Source organism: Streptosporangium sp. NPDC003464, from assembly GCF_053588315.1.
Map to the genome: position 1 here is coordinate 1 of NZ_JBSFPS010000243.1, position 15191 is coordinate 15191.

The following is a 15191-nucleotide window of genomic DNA, read 5'->3' on the forward strand; positions in this document are numbered from 1 at the left end:
CCGGCGCGCCGCCGGCGACGGTCTCCGCGGCGGGCTCCCCGGGTGGCGTGAGAGCCCACCGGGAGGCCCACAGCGCCAGGGCGGCGATGACGGCGGCCGCGGCGGCGAAGGTGGCCGCGGGGGTGAGGCCGGCGTGTGCGAGCAGCCCGCCGACGGCCGCGCCGGCGAACCCGCCGATGCTGAACACCGCGTGGAAGGACGACATGAGGGGCCGGCCCATGGCCCGCTCGACCTCGACGGCGTTGGCGTTCATCGCCACGTCGAGTGTGCCGTGCACCAGGCCGAAGGCGAACAGCGAGATCGTCAGGGTGATGAGGTCCGGCATGTGGGCCGGCAGGATCAGCACGACGCTCTGCGCGAAGGCCATCGGCAGCATCACCTTGACGCTGCCGTAGCGGTCGACCAGGCGGCCCACCGCCTGCATGCCCGCTATCGCTCCGGCGGCGATGCCGAGCAGCGCGAGGCTGAGCCGGCCGTCGCTCAGCTCCAGCTGCTGTTTGATGGCGGGGATCCGCGCCGTCCACGTGCCGACGGCCATGCCGGCGAGCAGGAAGAGCAGGCAGACCGCGACCCGGCCGCGGACGAGCGCGCCGCGGTCGAGAGTGGTGACGTGCACGGGGGAGGCTCCAGTCAGACGGTGCGGACGATGACGCCCGCGGCGGTGAGGGCGTCGTGTTCGGCCGGGGGGAGCGCGGCGTCGGTGACCACCATGTCGAGGCGGTCCAGGGGGCAGACGGCGCCGAAGGCGGTGCGGGTGAACTTGCCCGAGTCGGTGGCGACGACGACGCGCCGGGCCGAGGCGATCGCCGCCTGCTTGACGGCGACGTCGGACAGGTCGTGGGCGGTCAGGCCGTGCGCGGCGGACAGGCCGCAGCAGCCGATGACCGCGGTGTCGAAGCGCAGGGAGCGGATGGCGTTCTCGGTCAGCGGGCCGACGAAGTTGAGCTCGCCGGGGCGGACCTCCCCTCCAGGGAGCACCAGGCGGATCCGCGGGGCCGTGGCGAGCTCGCCGGCGGACTGCAGGGAGAGCGGCAGGACCGTCAGCCGGCGCTCGCGGAGCGCCCGGGCGATCTCCAGATTGGTGGTGCCGCCGTCCAGGAGCACGGCCTCACCATCGGCCAGCAGCGCGGCCACCTCGGCGGCGATGCGCCGCTTGACCTCCACCGCCTCGCGCTCGCGCACCCCGAAGGGGGGCTCCTCCCCGCGCAGCAGCAGGCTCACCGCGCCGCCGCGCACCCGCCGCACCACGCCCTGCTGGGCCAGCTCGTCGAGGTCGCGGCGGATGGTCATCTCCGACACCCCGTGCTCGGCCGCCAGCTCCGTCACCGACACGGTGTCGCTGACGCGCAGCGCGGACATGATCGCTCGAATCCGATCAGCACTTTCCATGTGTTCAATTGAACATGACTTATGTGACATTGGCAATCGTGCGGAACAATGACGTCATGCGTGCGAGTCGTCTGCTGTCACTCCTGCTGCTCCTGCAGACCCGGGGGCGCATGACGGCCACCGAGCTGTCGCAGGAGCTGGAGGTCTCCATCCGGACGGTCTACCGGGACGTGGAGGCCCTGTCGTCGGCCGGGGTCCCGGTCTACGCCGACCGCGGCCCGGCCGGGGGATACCGGCTGCTGGACGGCTACCGCACCCGCCTCAACGGTCTGACCGCGGAGGAGGCCTCCTCACTGTTCCTGGCCGGGCTGCCCGGCCCCGCCGCCGAGCTGGGGCTGGGGGAGGTGGCCGCCAACGCCGAGCTGAAACTGCTCGCCGCGCTGCCCCCCGAGCCGCGTTCCCACGCCGCCCGGATGCGCGAGCGCTTCCACCTCGATGTCCCGGGATGGTACCGCGGCTCCGACGAGGCGCCCTTCCTCAGTGATGTCTCCGAGGCGGTGTGGGACCAGCGGCCGCTGCGCATGACCTATCGCCGCTGGGGGCCGCGCGACGTCGAGCGCCTGGCCCACCCCTACGGCCTGGTCCTCAAGGGCGGGTCGTGGTACATGGTGGCCGCCGCCGACGGGGGAGCGCCGCGCACCTACCGCGTGTCGCGGATCGTCACCGCCGAGATCCTCGACGGCCGCTTCGAACGGCCCGGCGACTTCGACCTGGCCGCCTACTGGGAGCACTACGCGGCCGAGTTCCGGGCCCGGATGCACACCGCCGAGGCGCTGGTGCGGGTGGCGCCCGGCATCGAGGACATGCTGCGCTACACCGTCGGAGCCGACATCGCCGACGCCGCGCTGGCCGAGGCGGGCCCGCCCGACGAGCACGGCTGGGTCGTCGTGCGCCTGCCGATCGAGTCGGTCAGGCACGTCTCCTGGCTGCTGCTGCGCCTGGGCGCCGACATCGAGGTCCTCGGCCCCCCCGAGGTGCGCGAGCAGATGGCCGCCACGGTCGCCGAGCTCGCCGGGCTGTACGGCCCGCCCCGGGATTAAACGATTGCCGACGGCGCGGGATGCCGCGGATGATGACGGCATGTTCCTCATGGCCTTCATCGGCTCCTGTTTCCTGATCGCCATGATCCCCGGTGCCAGCACCGCGGTGATCCTGCGCCAGACCCTGAGGGCCGGGCGGGGACCGGGCCTGGCGGCCACGCTCGGCAACGAGACCGGCATCCTGCTGTGGGCGCTGGCCGCCGCCTTCGGCCTGTCGGCGTTGGTGCTCGCCTCGGAGGTGGCCTACGACGTCATGCGGGTCGCCGGCGCGCTGTTCCTGGTCGCCATGGGCGCCCAGTCGCTGTGGCGGGTCCGGCGAGAGGGGCGGGAGGGCGCAGCCGTACCGGAGCGGCGGGAGTCCGGACCGGAGCCCGGAGAGCCCGCGCGGGGCTGGTGGCGCTCCTACCTGCTGGGCCTCACCACCTGCATGGCCAATCCGAAGGCGGCGGTGTTCGCGATGTCGTTCCTGCCGCAGTTCGTCCCCGAGGGGGCGGACGTGCCGCTCACGCTGGCCCTGCTCGCGGTGGTCTGGGTGCTGGTGGACACCGTCTGGTACGGCCTGTTCATCTGGACGGTGGCGCGCGCGAAGCTGGTCCTCGGCCGCCCCGCCGTGCGCCGCCGCCTGGAGGTGATCTCCGGTGTGGTGCTGATCGGTTTCGGCCTGCGGCTGGCGGTGGAGGCGCGATGACGCTCCCGTCCGACGACGGGGGTGCGGGCTGACCCCGGCCGCCTGCCCGCCTGGACCGTCCCGTGGCGCGCCGTCTCGCGTCCCACGAGGGGCCCCGGCCGGGTGTGGCCGGAACGCGATGGAAGGGCACTGTGACTGGCGACTCTTCGAGTTTGACTGACTACGCTGTGTAAGGATCCGCGCCGGCTGGGGTATCACACCCCAGGGGCGCCGACCTGGCGGCCCGTTCTATCACCGGCGGCCCCGGCGGTGCCGCCGGCCGATCGTGAGGGAGTCACGCGTGACAGTCATCTCCGATGGCGTGTATCGCATCCAGTTCACCAGCGAGCAGCTGCTCACCGCGCCGGGTAACGCGCCTGGCGCGCCGATCTGCCTGCTGTGTCCCGATCCGGATCTCACGCAGACCTGGCAGGTGCGCAGCGTCGGCGACGGCAGGCACACGATCCGCGCCGCCGACTCCCAGCTGTATCTGAGCTTCGACGGCGAGCCCGACATGCACGAGACGGCCCTGACGCAGACCGAGCCGCGTCCCTGGAAGCTGAGGCCCACCCAGGAAGCCGACAGCTTCGCCATCGCCGTCCCCGACACCGACATGCGCCTGGGCCTGAGCCTGCTGCGGATCTTCCCGCCCCGGGTCGCCCTGGCCCCCGACTACGGCGACCCCTACCAGGCCTGGACCTTCACCAAGGCCAAGTAGCCCCTCCGCGCCAGGGCCCCTTCCGGCCCGCCGGCGGGACGTGAAAGGCGCAGCGGACCCCTGTCCATGGATCCGTGGCAGGCCGCTGCGCCGCCCGCCGTTCGCTGTTGCGCTGCCCGCCGCTGGGGCGCCGGAGACAGTCGGCCCCTTCTCCGCGTCCCAGATCGTACTCCTCCCGCCCGACCCGGCCCGTCCGGCGGCGCGGCCAGGGCCAGGCCAGGGCCAGGGTAGGGCCCGGCCGATCGGAGAACGGCATCCGTCCCCGGCCCAAGGTAGAGGTCGGCGGAGGCGCATGGCGAGAGCATCACGATTTTCGATGCTCAGGTCGTAAAGCGTTCACGGTTCTTGGGGGCGTGGCCACCGGTCGTCAGCATTCGTTCACACACGCATGCTGAACGACCAGGAGACATCAATGGGGACAGGCAACTCGCGGCGCAGGCTGGCCCTTGCCGCTTGCGCGCTGAGCGGTTCACTGGTGGCCGGCGCCACCACCTTCGCCGCCGCATCCACCGCTTCCGCCGCATCCGTCACGTCGGCCGGGTCGGCCGTGTCCGCGCCGCAGGAGACCACGCTGCGGGTGAAGATGTCGGGCTCGGGCGTCGACACGCTCAACCCGTTCCTCGCCTTCTTCAACGGCGCGCTGGACATCTTCGGCTCGATCTACCCCACGCTGAACTCGCTGGACGAGAACGGCAAGCCGGGTCCGTACCTGGCGGAGTCGTGGACGCCGTCAGAGGACAAGCTCACCTGGACCTTCAAGCTCAGGGACGGCCTGAAGTGGAGTGACGGCAAGCCGATCACGGCCGAGGACGCCGCCTGGACCCTCAACCTGATCATGACCGACGCGGTCGCGGGCACCGCCAACGGCTCGCTGGTCAGCAACTTCGAGTCGGTCACCGCGACCGACGCCACGACGCTGGTCATCAAGACCAAGGCGCCGCAGGCCAACGTCATCTACGCGAGCATCCCGATCAGCGGCATCCCGATCGTGCCGAAGCACATCTGGGAGCCGCAGGCCAAGAACCTCAAGGACGTCAAGAACGACACCTTCCCCGTTGTCGGCTACGGCCCGTGGACGCTCGCGGAGTACAAGCCCGAGCAGTACGCGAAGTTCGACGCCAACAAGGACTTCATCCTGGGCCGGCCCGGCTTCGACCACATGATCCAGCAGAGCTTCAAGTCGACCGACGCCGCCGTCGCCGCGCTGCGCAGCGGCCAGCTGGACTACATCAACGGTGTGAACCCGACCCAGTTCAAGGCGCTGCAGACGGACAAGAGCCTGCTGACCGTCCAGGAGGTCGGCAACGGCTGGACCGGTGTCGAGGTCAACCACAACGCCCGCACCCGCACCGGCAAGAAGATCGGCACCGGCCACCCCGCGCTCGGCGACCCGGTGCTGCGCCGTGCGATCTCGCTGGCCACCGACCGGAAGACGCTGGTCGCCAAGGTGCTCGACGGCATGGGTGTGGCCGGCTCCGGCTACCTGCCCCCGGCCTGGCCGCAGTGGAGCTGGAAGCCGGACGCGGGCCAGGAGACACCGTTCGACCTTGCCCAGGCCGCCAAGATCCTCGACGAGGCCGGCTACACCAAGGGCGACGACGGCGTCCGCGTCGACCCCAAGAGCGGCAGGCCGCTGGAGCTGCGCCTCGGCATCCACTCCGACGACACGGCCGACGCGGGCATCTCCACCTACCTCAAGGGCTGGCTGGAGACGATCGGCGTCAAGCTCAAGATCCAGACGCTGAGCATGAGCGCGCTCAACAGCGACCTGGCCAAGGGCGACTGGGACCTGCTGATGGACGGCTGGACCACCGGCCCCGACCCGACCTACCTGCTCGGCATCCAGACCTGCGCCACACTGCCCAAGGACGACGGCACCGGCGGCAACACCGACGCCTTCTTCTGCGACAAGGCCTACGACGAGCTGTTCGACAAGCAGCTCACCACGTTCGACCAGAACGAGCGGGCCAAGATCGTCGCCGAGATGCAGGCCATCCTCTACAAGGCCGACGTCGACCAGATCCACTTCTACGCCAACACCCTCGACGTCGCCCGCACCGACACCGTGAGCGGTCTGATCACCGGGCAGCCGGACGCGCAGGGCATGTACCCGGCGCAGACCGCGTTCTGGAGCTACCTCAAGGCCGCGCCGCCCGCCGCGAAGCCGGCCGCCGCCTCGGCGGAGGAGGGCGGCGGCAGCACGCTGTGGATCGTCGGCGGTGTCCTGCTCCTCGCGCTCGTCGGCGGCGGGATCGTGCTCAAGCGCCGCTCGGGGGCGGGCGACCGTGAGTAGCCTCACCGCCCCGGGCCCGGCCAAGGTCAAGGGGCGGGGGGTCAAGCGGTCGGATCTCCTGCCCTATCTGGGCTCGAAACTGGTCGCGGCCCTGGTCAGCTTCTTCGTCACGCTGGTCATCGGCTTCGTGATCTTCAGCCTGATGCCGGCCGACCCGGTCCGCACCCTGACCAGGGGCCGCCCCACGAGCGAGGCCCAGCTCGCCCAGATCCGTGTCCAGCTCGGCCTGGACGACCCGATCTGGGAGCGGTTCCTCACCTTCGTCGGCAACACGCTCAAGGGAGAGCTCGGCTACTCCTGGCAGTTCCAGCAGTCGGTCTCGTCGCTGGTGGCCGACCGGCTCGGGCCGACCCTGCTCCTCATGGGCACGGCCGCGGTCCTGTCGATCGCGTTCGGCCTGTGGCTGGGCGTCCGCAGCGGCTGGCGGCACGGCAGCCTGTTCGACCGGATCGCCTCCAGCACCTCGCTCACGCTGTGGTCGGTGCCGACGTTCTGGCTCGGCATGATCCTGCTGGTCACCTTCAGCGTGGGTGTCGGCCCGATCCCGAGCCTGTTGCCCGCGGGCGGGATGAGCGACCCCTCGCTGCCGCAGGAGGGCTGGACCCACGTCGCCGACGTGGCCAGGCACCTGGTGCTGCCCTGCCTGACCATGGTGCTGGTGGTCTTCGCCCAGTACGTCACGGTGATGCGCACCTCGATCATCGACGAGATGGGCAGTCCCTACCTGCTGACCGCCAGGGCCAAGGGCCTGACCGACGACGCCGTACGGCGGCGCCACGCGGTGCCGAACGCACTGCTGCCCTCGGTCACGATGATCTTCATGCATCTCGGCATCCTGGTCAGCGGCGCGATCACGGTCGAGGCCGTCTACTCCTGGCCCGGCCTCGGCTACCTGACCTACGAGGCGCTCAAGATCCCCGACCTGCCCCTGCTCCAGGGCACCTTCATCGTCTTCAGCGCGAGTGTGATCATCATGAACCTCCTGGCGGACGTGGTCTACCGCTTCCTCGACCCGAGAGTGCGAGCCCAATGAAGCGCCTTCACCCGGGCGGTGGCCGATGACCGCCGCCACGCACGCCCCGGCCACCGTCGAGGTCCCACACCACCACGCGTTCGGCCGCTTCTGCCGCGCCTACGCCAGGCGGCCCGCCGGTCTGGCCGGGCTCGGCCTGCTCGTCGCCTTCGGCGCGCTGGCCCTGGCCGCGCCGCTGTTCATCGGTGACGACCAGCTCAACGTGATCAAGGTGGACGGCCCGCAGCTGTCGCCGCCCGTCGCCGGCTACCCGCTCGGCACCGACCAGGCGGGCCGCTCGGTCCTGCTGCTGGTCATCTGGGGCGCACGCGAGTCGCTCAGCATCGGCATCATCGCCACCGCGCTCACCGTGGTCCTGGGCAGCGCGGTCGGCCTGCTGGCCGGGCACTACCAGGGCCGGGTCGGCCAGGCGCTGATGCACGTGACCGACTGGTTCATCGCGCTGCCCAGCCTGCCGCTGGCCATCTCGCTGTCGGCCGTGCTCGGCCAGGGCGCGGCGTCGATCACGATCGCCATCGCGGTCACCTCGTGGACCGCGACCGCCCGCCTCGTGCGCGCCCAGACGCTCGCCGTCGAGGCGAGACCCTTCATCGAGCGGGCCAAGGTGCTGGGCGCGGGCAACACGCAGATCATGATCAGGCACGTGCTGCCCAACGTCACGCCGCTGATCCTGGTCTCCAGCACGCTCACCGTCGCCTCGGCGATCCTGTCGGAGGCCACGCTGACCTTCCTCGGCCTCGGCGACCCGACCAGCGTGACCTGGGGTTCGATGCTCCAGGCGGCGTTCGCGGGCGGCGCGGTCACCGCGGGCGCGTGGTGGTACCTGCTACCGCCGGGCATCGCGATCCTCATCGTCGTGCTCGGCTTCACGCTCGTCGGCCGTGCCGTCGAGCACGTGCTCAACCCGAGGATGGTGGACCGATGACGGCGAGGGAGCAGACCCGGGCGCCGGAGGGGCGGAGCGGGGCTCCGATGCTCGACGTACGCGACCTGCGGGTGACCTACCGCAACGGCGAGCGCGCCGTGCCCGCCGTACGCGGCGTGAGCTTCACCCTCGACCGCGGCCAGACCCTCGGCGTCGCGGGGGAGTCGGGCTCGGGCAAGTCCACGATGGCGCTCGGCCTGCTGCGGCTGCTGGCCCCCTCCGCCCAGGTGAGCGGCGAGGTGCTGTTCGAGGGGGAGGACCTGCTGACCGCCAGGTGGGCGCGGCTGCGCGCGGTGCGCTGGTCGGCGGCCTCCGTGGTGTTCCAGGGCGCGATGAGCGCGCTCAACCCGGTGCGCACGATCGGCGAGCAGATCTGCGAGCCCATCCTGCTGCACGAGAAGGTCGGGCAGCAGGCGGCACGCAAGCGGGCGGCCGAGCTGCTCGACAGCGTCGGCGTGCCGTCGCGGCGGGCCGGCTCCTACCCGCACGAGTTCTCCGGCGGCCAGCGCCAGCGCATCATGATCGCGATGTCGCTGGCCTGCCGCCCCGACCTGATCATCGCCGACGAGCCGACCACCGCGCTCGACGTCATGGTCCAGGCGCAGGTGCTGGAGCTGCTCGGCGAGCTGGTCCGCGAGTCGGGCATCGGCGTCATCATGATCAGCCACGACCTGTCGGTGCTGTCGCACATGTGCGAGCGGCTGGCCGTCATGTACGCGGGACAGATCGCTGAGATCGGCCCGTCCAGGCAGCTCATCGCCGAGCCGCGGCACCCCTACACGCGGGCGCTCGGCCGGGCCTTCCCGACGATCGGCGACCCGGCCTCGCGGCTCGCGCCCGCCGGGCTGCCCGGCGACCCGCCCACACCGCCCGAGCTGGCCGGGCTCGACAAGGGCAGCGGCTGCGCCTTCGAGCCACGCTGCCCCGAGGCCGTGGCGGCCTGCCGTACCGAGACCGTGGAGCTGTGGCCGAGCGGCCCGCGGCGCGAGGCCGCGTGCCTGCGCGTGCTGGAAGGGAGCGGGGCATGAGACCCGTGCTCGAAGTCCGCGACCTGACGGTCACCTATCCGGCGCGCAGGGGCGCCCGGCCGGCGCGCGCCGTCGACGGGGTGAACCTCCAGGTGCGGCAGGGCGAGATCGTCGCGCTCGTCGGCGAGTCGGGATGTGGCAAGTCCACGCTGGCCAGAACCCTGGTCGGGCTGGTCAGGCCGACCGGCGGCCAGGTGCTGAGCGACGGCGAGCCCCTCGGCTACTCCGCCGCCGCGCTGAAGGCCTACCGCCGCCGCACCCAGCTCGTCCTGCAGGACCCGGGCGGCGCCCTCAACCCCAGGCAGAACGTCTTCGACGCCGTCGCCGAAGGGCCCAGGCTGCACGGCCTGACCGACCGGCTCGGCGAACGGGTGCACGGCGCGCTGGCCAGGGCCGGACTGCGGCCGCCCGGGGAGTTCGCCGGGCGCTTCCCGCACGAGATGTCCGGCGGCCAGCAGCAGCGCGTCGTCATCGCGGGGGCGCTCGCGCTCGAACCCTCGGTCATCGTCGCCGACGAGCCGGTGGCCTCGCTCGACGCCTCGGTCAGGGGCGAGATCCTCAAGCTGATCCTGGAGCTGCGGGACTCGCTCGGCCTGTCCGCGCTGGTCGTCAGCCACGACCTCGGCCTGGCCTGGAACATCGCCGACAGGGTCGCGGTCATGTACCTCGGCAGGATCGTCGAGACCGGCACGGTCGAGGAGGTCCTGCTGCGCCCCAAGCACCCCTACACCAGGGCGCTGCTGTCGGTGCTGCCCGACTCGGGCGGGCCGCCCGTGCTGCTCACCGGCGAGCCGCCGGACCCGACCTCCGTCCCCGACGGCTGCCGCTTCCACCCCAGGTGCCCGCTCAGGGCGGCCGAGCAGGACGCGCTGTGCGACAGCCGCGACCTGCCCGTCCTGACCGGCGACCCGTCGCCCTCCAGCCTCGCCGCCTGCCATCTCGTCCACTGAAGGAGTTCTTCGATGACCGCTTTCCTCCGCCCGCCCGCCCTGCGACCCGGCGCCCGCGTCGCCGTCATCGCCGCCAGCAGCCCGCCCAACCAGGCCAACCTGGACCGCGGCCTGGTGGCGATGGAGCAGGTCGGCCTCAAGCCCGAGGTGTTCGCCTCCTCGCGGGTCGGCGGGACCGAGTACGACTACCTGGCCGGCGACGACGTCCTGCGGGCGGACGACCTGACCAAGGCGCTCGGCGACCCGGCCTTCGACGCGGTCTTCTGCGCCGGCGGCGGGTACGGCATGCAGCGCACGCTGGAGCTGGTCGACTGGTCGAAGATCGACGCGGCCAGGCCGAAGGTCGTGGTGGGCTACTCCGACGTGACCGCGCTGCTGGAGGCGATCGCGGTCAAGCTCGGCTGGGCGTCACTGTTCGGGCCCATGGTCGCCTGCGACGGCTTCTACGAAGGGCCGGGCGAGTACGACTTCGACGAGCTGATGAAGCTGCTGTTCCACCCGGAGACGGTGACCGAGCTGGTCTTCCCCGACGCCAGGACCGTCGTGCCCGGCATCGCGGAAGGTCACACGCTGGGCGGTACGGCCACGCTGCTGGCCGCCTCGATCGGCACCGACACCTCGCTGCCCGCCCGCGGCGCGATCCTCTTCCTGGAGGACGTGGACGAGGAGCTGTTCCGGATGGACCGCTACATCACCCAGCTCCGCCGGGCCACCTACAGCGACGGCGTGGCCGGGATCCTGCTCGGCACCTTCACCAACTGCGGCGAGCCGCGCGACGTGGAGCGGATGCTGGTGGAGCGGCTGAGCGACCTCGGGGTGCCGGTCCTCGCCGGGGCGGACATCGGGCACGGGATCTCGATGCAGACCTACCCGATCGGGGTCAGGGCCCGGCTCGACACCGAGGCGGGCAGGCTGAGCTTCCTGGAGCCGGTGCTCACCTCCTGAGGGCCGTGGCGGATCACACACCGGCAAGGACCCCGGCGTCCCCGGGGTCCTTGTCGGCGAGGTGGCCGAACAGCCGCCGCGGCTCACGCTGTCAGGCGCTCGACGTCCCGGGTCGGCCGGTCCCGGAGAACGGGCCGGACCCGGAAGTTCGATGCGGCGTCGGCGCAGGTAGGCGCGGTTGGCGCGGAGGGACCGTTCCTCGTCGGCGAGGTCTCCACGTGCCATGGTGACGGCCTACCAGGATCGAGGACCGAGGCGCAGACGAAGCCTGCTGACCAAGTACACCTGACCTGTTCCTGGGCCGAGGAAGGGGCCGGCCCGGGGTGCTGGTGGATGATCAACCGAATTCGGGAGCCGGGGCCGTGGCGTTGAGCGCCGTCACGATCGTCTCCTCCTCGTACCTGAAGTGGGACTCCAGCTGGTCCGCCAGCCGCTCCAGGTCGGCGCGCAGCTGCACGGAGTCGGTTTCACCGGGTACGAAGCCGTCGACGAGCTGCTGGATGTCGTCCTGCAGCCGCGCTACCACCTTGTGCTCCTCGCCGAGCTGCGCCAGCGCCGGAGCGAGTGCAGGGAACTGCTTGGCCAGCATCGGGAACACGGCCGTGTCCTCGCCGCCGTGATGCTTCTTCAGCGCCCCGCAGAAGTTCAGGCAGTGGGTGCGCATCTGCTGGAGGAGGTCCGGCGGCGTCCGCTCGATCGTGCCCATGCTGCCCCCGATCGCCCGGTCGGCCTGGGCGCGGAGCGTCTCGAGCTCCTCGCGCAGCCAGTCGTGCACCTCGACGATCCAGTCGCCCATGCCCTTGACCCGCTCCTCGCCGGGCTTGGGGCCGATCCGGTGCAGTACGACGACCGGGATCTCCCGGGCCGTCCTGGCCTGGTGGTCGGCGTACCCCGGCGCCTCGGCGATCACGCGGTCGAAGAGCTTGTCACGCTCCTGGGCCGGCGGGATGGCGGCGATCGCCTGATAGGTGTCGCTACCCGTCTCGACCGTCACGATCGGGTTCTTGCGGATGTTGTGGTACCACGCGGGGTGCTTGTCGGCGCCATTCGAGGACGCGACGACGATCCCTTTTCCGGCGAATTCGAGATACCCCAGAATGCTCTCCCGTCGCAGGCCGCTCTTGGCTCCGACGGTCGTCAGCACGGCCAACGTCCAGCCCTCGAACATGCCGCTCATCTTCCCGTTGTTCGCCCGAAACTCGGCGATGACCTGACGCTGGAGCTCATTGACGTCGAAGCCCGCCCAGGTCTCGGCCTGTTCCTTGCTCATGCACTGCCTTTCCGCGTCGATTGATCGCGAAGGAGGGCCACGCCACCGGAGATCGACACAGAAATACCCCGCATGCCTACGCAGTGAAGATGGGCGCAGCAATCCCAGGACAGGGACTGACAAGCTACGAGAGACGGAACGTGCCGATCTCTGCAATGGCTGAGTAGCCGATACCTCCATGCGTAGGCCCATACGGGGCTCGGTGAGACCGTAACACCGTCCCCGCTCATCGAGCAACGTCACCGTGGCGGGTGCGACCGGGAGCCGGTGGACCGGATTTGGGCCCGATCTCGAATCAGCCCCTGGAGATCACCCGGTGGGCCGGAGGCTGCGGGTCCAGATGAGGGAACCACGTAGATGGAGCCCGGCGAGGTAGCCGGCGGAGGTCTTGTCGTAAAGGGTGGCGAGGCCGCGCCAGTCCTTGATCTTGTTGATGCAACGCTCCACGCTGACTCCGAAGATCTGGATCCCAACCAGGGACAGACCCTAGGGGCTCGCCAGGACTTTGCGCGTTCGGCGAGCAAGGTCCTGAGAGCCTGCTTGGAACGGCCTTCGATCACGTCGAGCAGCCGGTCAGGTTGGTGATCACGCTGACGTATTTGTCGCCACGCATGTTCGGGGACGCCGAGTGCTGTGATGAGGTCTTCCGAATGGGCTCGGTGGTGGAACCCCGTCCTCGGGAGACCTCGACTCCTGCCCGGCCACTGACGGAGCCGCCTGCGGGCCGGCAGGGACGAGTGCGGCGCCACTCTCCGAGTGCCCCTGAAGGACGCCGACTACGGCAGGCGGGTGTGTTCGGCTCGGCTGGCGGCGATGCGCCGGGCGGCGAGAGCACGGGCCCGCTCGGTGTCGTGCCCGGTAAGCCGGCCGAGGATCGTCGCGAGCGGCCTGACCTGGCCGTACCCACCCCAGTGGCCCTCAGGGATCTCGGTGGGAAACACCCAGATCCGGCCCGCGTCGCGCGGCCAGGCGCCGTTCTCGGCGTCCAGGATCGCCTCGGTGACGTCGGCGATGACGCCCGCCCGCGCCTTCTCGTCGAGCTGCCCCTCCGGGACGGACGGGACGACCTTGTAGTGCGGCGCGTTCGCGGGGGATCCGCCGACGTAGACGGCGACCGGCCGGTGCAGGAAGACCCAGGAGACGGACCGGGTCACCGGGTCGGCGGGGTCGAATCCCTCGTGGCGGATCAGGATCTCGGTGATCCGGTTCAGCAGCGCCGCCTCGGCATCGGGCTGGAGCGCACGGTCGGGGATGTACACGTCGAGCATGGGCATGGCCTGGCCTCCTAGGTTTATTTCTTCAACTCAGCGGCCCGGACCCTAGGAGGCTGAGTAGAGATTGTCAACTCAGATCGATACGATCGGTCCGTGGAGACGCAGCGGATCGACCCGGTGAACTGTTCGGTGGCCCGCACCCTCGCGGTGGTGGGTGAACGCTGGTCGCTGCTGATCGTGCGCGAGGCACTGGACGGGACGCGCCGGTTCGGGGAGTTCCGTGCCCGTCTCGGCATAGCGAGCAACCTTCTGGCCGCCCGGCTCGACACCCTCGTGGCGGCCGGAGTGATGCGACGCGTCCCCTACCAGGAACCCGGCGACCGGCAGCGCTTCGAATACCACCTCACTGAGCAGGGTCATGACCTGCGGCCCACGCTGGTCGCCCTGCTGGAGTGGGGCGACAAGTACCTGGCCGACCCGGAGGGGCCGTCGGTCATCGTCCGGCATCGTCCCGCCGACGACGGCACCGCCTGCGAGGAACCGGTGAGGGTCGTTCTCGAATGCGCTGCGGGGCACACCCGGCTGCCGCCGGAAGCCCTCTACCGCGCCCCCGGACCGGGCGCCCGCTTCCTGGACCCCGCTGAGGCTTGAGCACCGCGACGGCGAACGAAGCCAGATCCGGCCGGTAACCGGCGACCTCGTCTGGTTGACGATCGACGGCCGGCTGGATCGGCCCCTCGCCGCGCCGGGGCTGCGAGCCTTTCGCGTTCCGCTGGAATCATCCCCGTCGTCGTGTCGGCTCGTGCTCATTTATGCCGCGTCATATCCCCACGCGCGAGCCGCCGCACGTGTCGGCGTACGCGTTCAACCTGGTCGGCCACCGGGCCGGGGCCATGCCGACCGGGTCGGTCGCCCTGCGTCGACCTGCCCGATCCGTAAGTCGTCGCGATTGTCCGGGCGGAGGCGCGGCGCCAATCACGGTGAGGACGCATGGTGACGTCCTGAGCGCGAGGGATCACTGTGAGGTGTATTAGGGATAAAACCCTGGTCAGGACGGGGTCGACGTCCGTGACTGAGAGGTCGGTGGAAGTGCGAACTTTACTCTTTCTTTAAGTGATCTTTGCTGATAACTTCCTGTCCGAATTGCCACCTTTGGCAGCCCGTACACCTTTGTGCGGGCTCCTTGGCATGCCTACAGAAAGAGCAACAGTCAGTGCCACCAGACACAGGGCAGCGAGGCTTATCCCTCACAGCCACACAAACGCGACGCCGAGGCTTCCTCGGCCGCGCCGCAGTCATCAGCATCGCCACAACTTTGCTGATCAGCCTCGCCGCCGTACCCTCCTGGGCGCAGGAGCCCACGCCCACACAGGCACCAGCGGAAACCAAGACCCCGCACCCCTCCGGCACCAGCTCAGGGGACAAGGTCCTCGATGCCGCCAAGAGCAAGGCGGCCAAGTCCGGCAAGCGGGTGGAGATCCCGGAACGCAACACTGAGACCACCACGCTGTACGCCAACCCCGACGGCAGAACGCTCCGGCTGGAGCTCAGCACCCAGCCGGTCCGCGTCAAGAACGCCGACGGCAAGGGCTTCACCCCGATCGACACCACCCTGGTGGAAGAGCCCCGGGAGAACCCCTACCTGTCCTCCGACGGCTCGGTGGCGCACAAGAACGCCCGCAAGTTCGCCAGGCGCCCTATCGACGCGCCCGGCGTGAT

16 protein-coding genes and 1 pseudogene are annotated in these 15191 nt (G+C 70.6%); 11 read left to right on the top strand and 6 right to left on the bottom strand.

The window, feature by feature from the left end; translation table 11 throughout:
• A partial coding sequence (locus ACWDS7_RS37560) for an MFS transporter (protein WP_451933132.1) occupies positions 1 to 616 on the bottom strand: 616 nt, incomplete at its 3' end.
• A gap of 14 nt (positions 617 to 630) precedes the next feature.
• Positions 631 to 1389, bottom strand: coding sequence for a DeoR/GlpR family DNA-binding transcription regulator (locus tag ACWDS7_RS37565; RefSeq protein ID WP_306870208.1), 759 nt, complete (start codon positions 1387 to 1389; stop codon positions 631 to 633).
• A 56-nt stretch (positions 1390 to 1445) separates the two neighbouring features.
• Between ACWDS7_RS37565 and ACWDS7_RS37570 the strand changes: the two genes are divergently transcribed.
• The 3 genes from ACWDS7_RS37570 (at position 1446) to ACWDS7_RS37580 (ending at position 3814) form a co-directional block, all read left to right on the top strand.
• Positions 1446 to 2429 carry a helix-turn-helix transcriptional regulator gene (locus ACWDS7_RS37570; RefSeq protein WP_451933133.1) on the top strand — a complete coding sequence of 328 codons (984 nt, stop codon included), beginning with the start codon at positions 1446 to 1448 and terminating at the stop codon, positions 2427 to 2429.
• A gap of 40 nt (positions 2430 to 2469) precedes the next feature.
• Positions 2470 to 3117, top strand: coding sequence for a LysE family translocator (locus ACWDS7_RS37575; protein ID WP_451933134.1), 648 nt, complete (start codon positions 2470 to 2472; stop codon positions 3115 to 3117).
• A gap of 280 nt (positions 3118 to 3397) precedes the next feature.
• Positions 3398 to 3814, top strand: a complete 417-nt coding sequence (locus tag ACWDS7_RS37580) for a hypothetical protein (RefSeq protein ID WP_451933135.1) — start codon at positions 3398 to 3400, stop codon at positions 3812 to 3814.
• A gap of 378 nt (positions 3815 to 4192) precedes the next feature.
• On the opposite strand, the gene ACWDS7_RS37585 is transcribed toward ACWDS7_RS37580, so the two are convergent.
• On the bottom strand, positions 4193 to 4420 hold the full coding sequence (locus tag ACWDS7_RS37585) for a hypothetical protein (protein ID WP_451933136.1): 228 nt from the start codon (positions 4418 to 4420) through the stop codon (positions 4193 to 4195).
• On the opposite strand from ACWDS7_RS37585, the gene ACWDS7_RS37590 reads away from it, so the two are divergent.
• Genes ACWDS7_RS37590 through ACWDS7_RS37615 form a run of 6 tightly spaced genes read left to right on the top strand, consistent with a single transcriptional unit; the run spans position 4398 to position 10988 of the window.
• Positions 4398 to 6107 (top strand): ABC transporter substrate-binding protein, encoded by a 1710-nt coding sequence (locus ACWDS7_RS37590; RefSeq protein WP_451933146.1) that lies wholly within the window; start codon positions 4398 to 4400, stop codon positions 6105 to 6107. The two genes, ACWDS7_RS37585 and ACWDS7_RS37590, sit on opposite strands and share 23 nt — an antisense overlap.
• On the top strand, positions 6100 to 7140 hold the full coding sequence (locus tag ACWDS7_RS37595; RefSeq protein WP_451933137.1) for an ABC transporter permease: 1041 nt from the start codon (positions 6100 to 6102) through the stop codon (positions 7138 to 7140). Before ACWDS7_RS37590 ends, ACWDS7_RS37595 begins: the two co-directional genes overlap by 8 nt.
• Positions 7141 to 7165: 25 nt before the next feature.
• Entirely contained in the window at positions 7166 to 8065 is a 900-nt protein-coding gene (locus ACWDS7_RS37600; protein WP_451933138.1) for an ABC transporter permease, read from the top strand.
• Positions 8062 to 9093: an ABC transporter ATP-binding protein gene (locus ACWDS7_RS37605; protein ID WP_451933139.1), complete on the top strand. Its 1032-nt coding sequence runs from the start codon at positions 8062 to 8064 to the stop codon at positions 9091 to 9093. Before ACWDS7_RS37600 ends, ACWDS7_RS37605 begins: the two co-directional genes overlap by 4 nt.
• Positions 9090 to 10043: an ABC transporter ATP-binding protein gene (locus ACWDS7_RS37610; protein ID WP_451933140.1), complete on the top strand. Its 954-nt coding sequence runs from the start codon at positions 9090 to 9092 to the stop codon at positions 10041 to 10043. Before ACWDS7_RS37605 ends, ACWDS7_RS37610 begins: the two co-directional genes overlap by 4 nt.
• A 12-nt stretch (positions 10044 to 10055) precedes the next feature.
• Positions 10056 to 10988 (top strand): S66 peptidase family protein, encoded by a 933-nt coding sequence (locus tag ACWDS7_RS37615; RefSeq protein ID WP_451933141.1) that lies wholly within the window; start codon positions 10056 to 10058, stop codon positions 10986 to 10988.
• A 337-nt stretch (positions 10989 to 11325) separates the two neighbouring features.
• Here ACWDS7_RS37615 and ACWDS7_RS37620 read toward each other — a convergent pair whose 3' ends face one another.
• The 3 genes from ACWDS7_RS37620 to ACWDS7_RS37630 form a co-directional block, all read right to left on the bottom strand.
• Positions 11326 to 12258: a nitroreductase/quinone reductase family protein gene (locus ACWDS7_RS37620; protein WP_451933142.1), complete on the bottom strand. Its 933-nt coding sequence runs from the start codon at positions 12256 to 12258 to the stop codon at positions 11326 to 11328.
• A gap of 309 nt (positions 12259 to 12567) precedes the next feature.
• Positions 12568 to 12705, bottom strand: coding sequence for a hypothetical protein (locus ACWDS7_RS37625; RefSeq protein ID WP_451933143.1), 138 nt, complete (start codon positions 12703 to 12705; stop codon positions 12568 to 12570).
• A 329-nt stretch (positions 12706 to 13034) separates the two neighbouring features.
• On the bottom strand, positions 13035 to 13532 hold the full coding sequence (locus ACWDS7_RS37630) for a hypothetical protein (RefSeq protein WP_451933144.1): 498 nt from the start codon (positions 13530 to 13532) through the stop codon (positions 13035 to 13037).
• 93 nt (positions 13533 to 13625) lie between these two features.
• On the opposite strand from ACWDS7_RS37630, the gene ACWDS7_RS37635 reads away from it, so the two are divergent.
• Positions 13626 to 14123 (top strand): winged helix-turn-helix transcriptional regulator, encoded by a 498-nt coding sequence (locus ACWDS7_RS37635; RefSeq protein WP_451933145.1) that lies wholly within the window; start codon positions 13626 to 13628, stop codon positions 14121 to 14123.
• Positions 14124 to 14787: 664 nt separating this feature from the next.
• Positions 14788 to 15191, top strand: a pseudogene (locus ACWDS7_RS37640) (hypothetical protein); the annotation flags it as partial.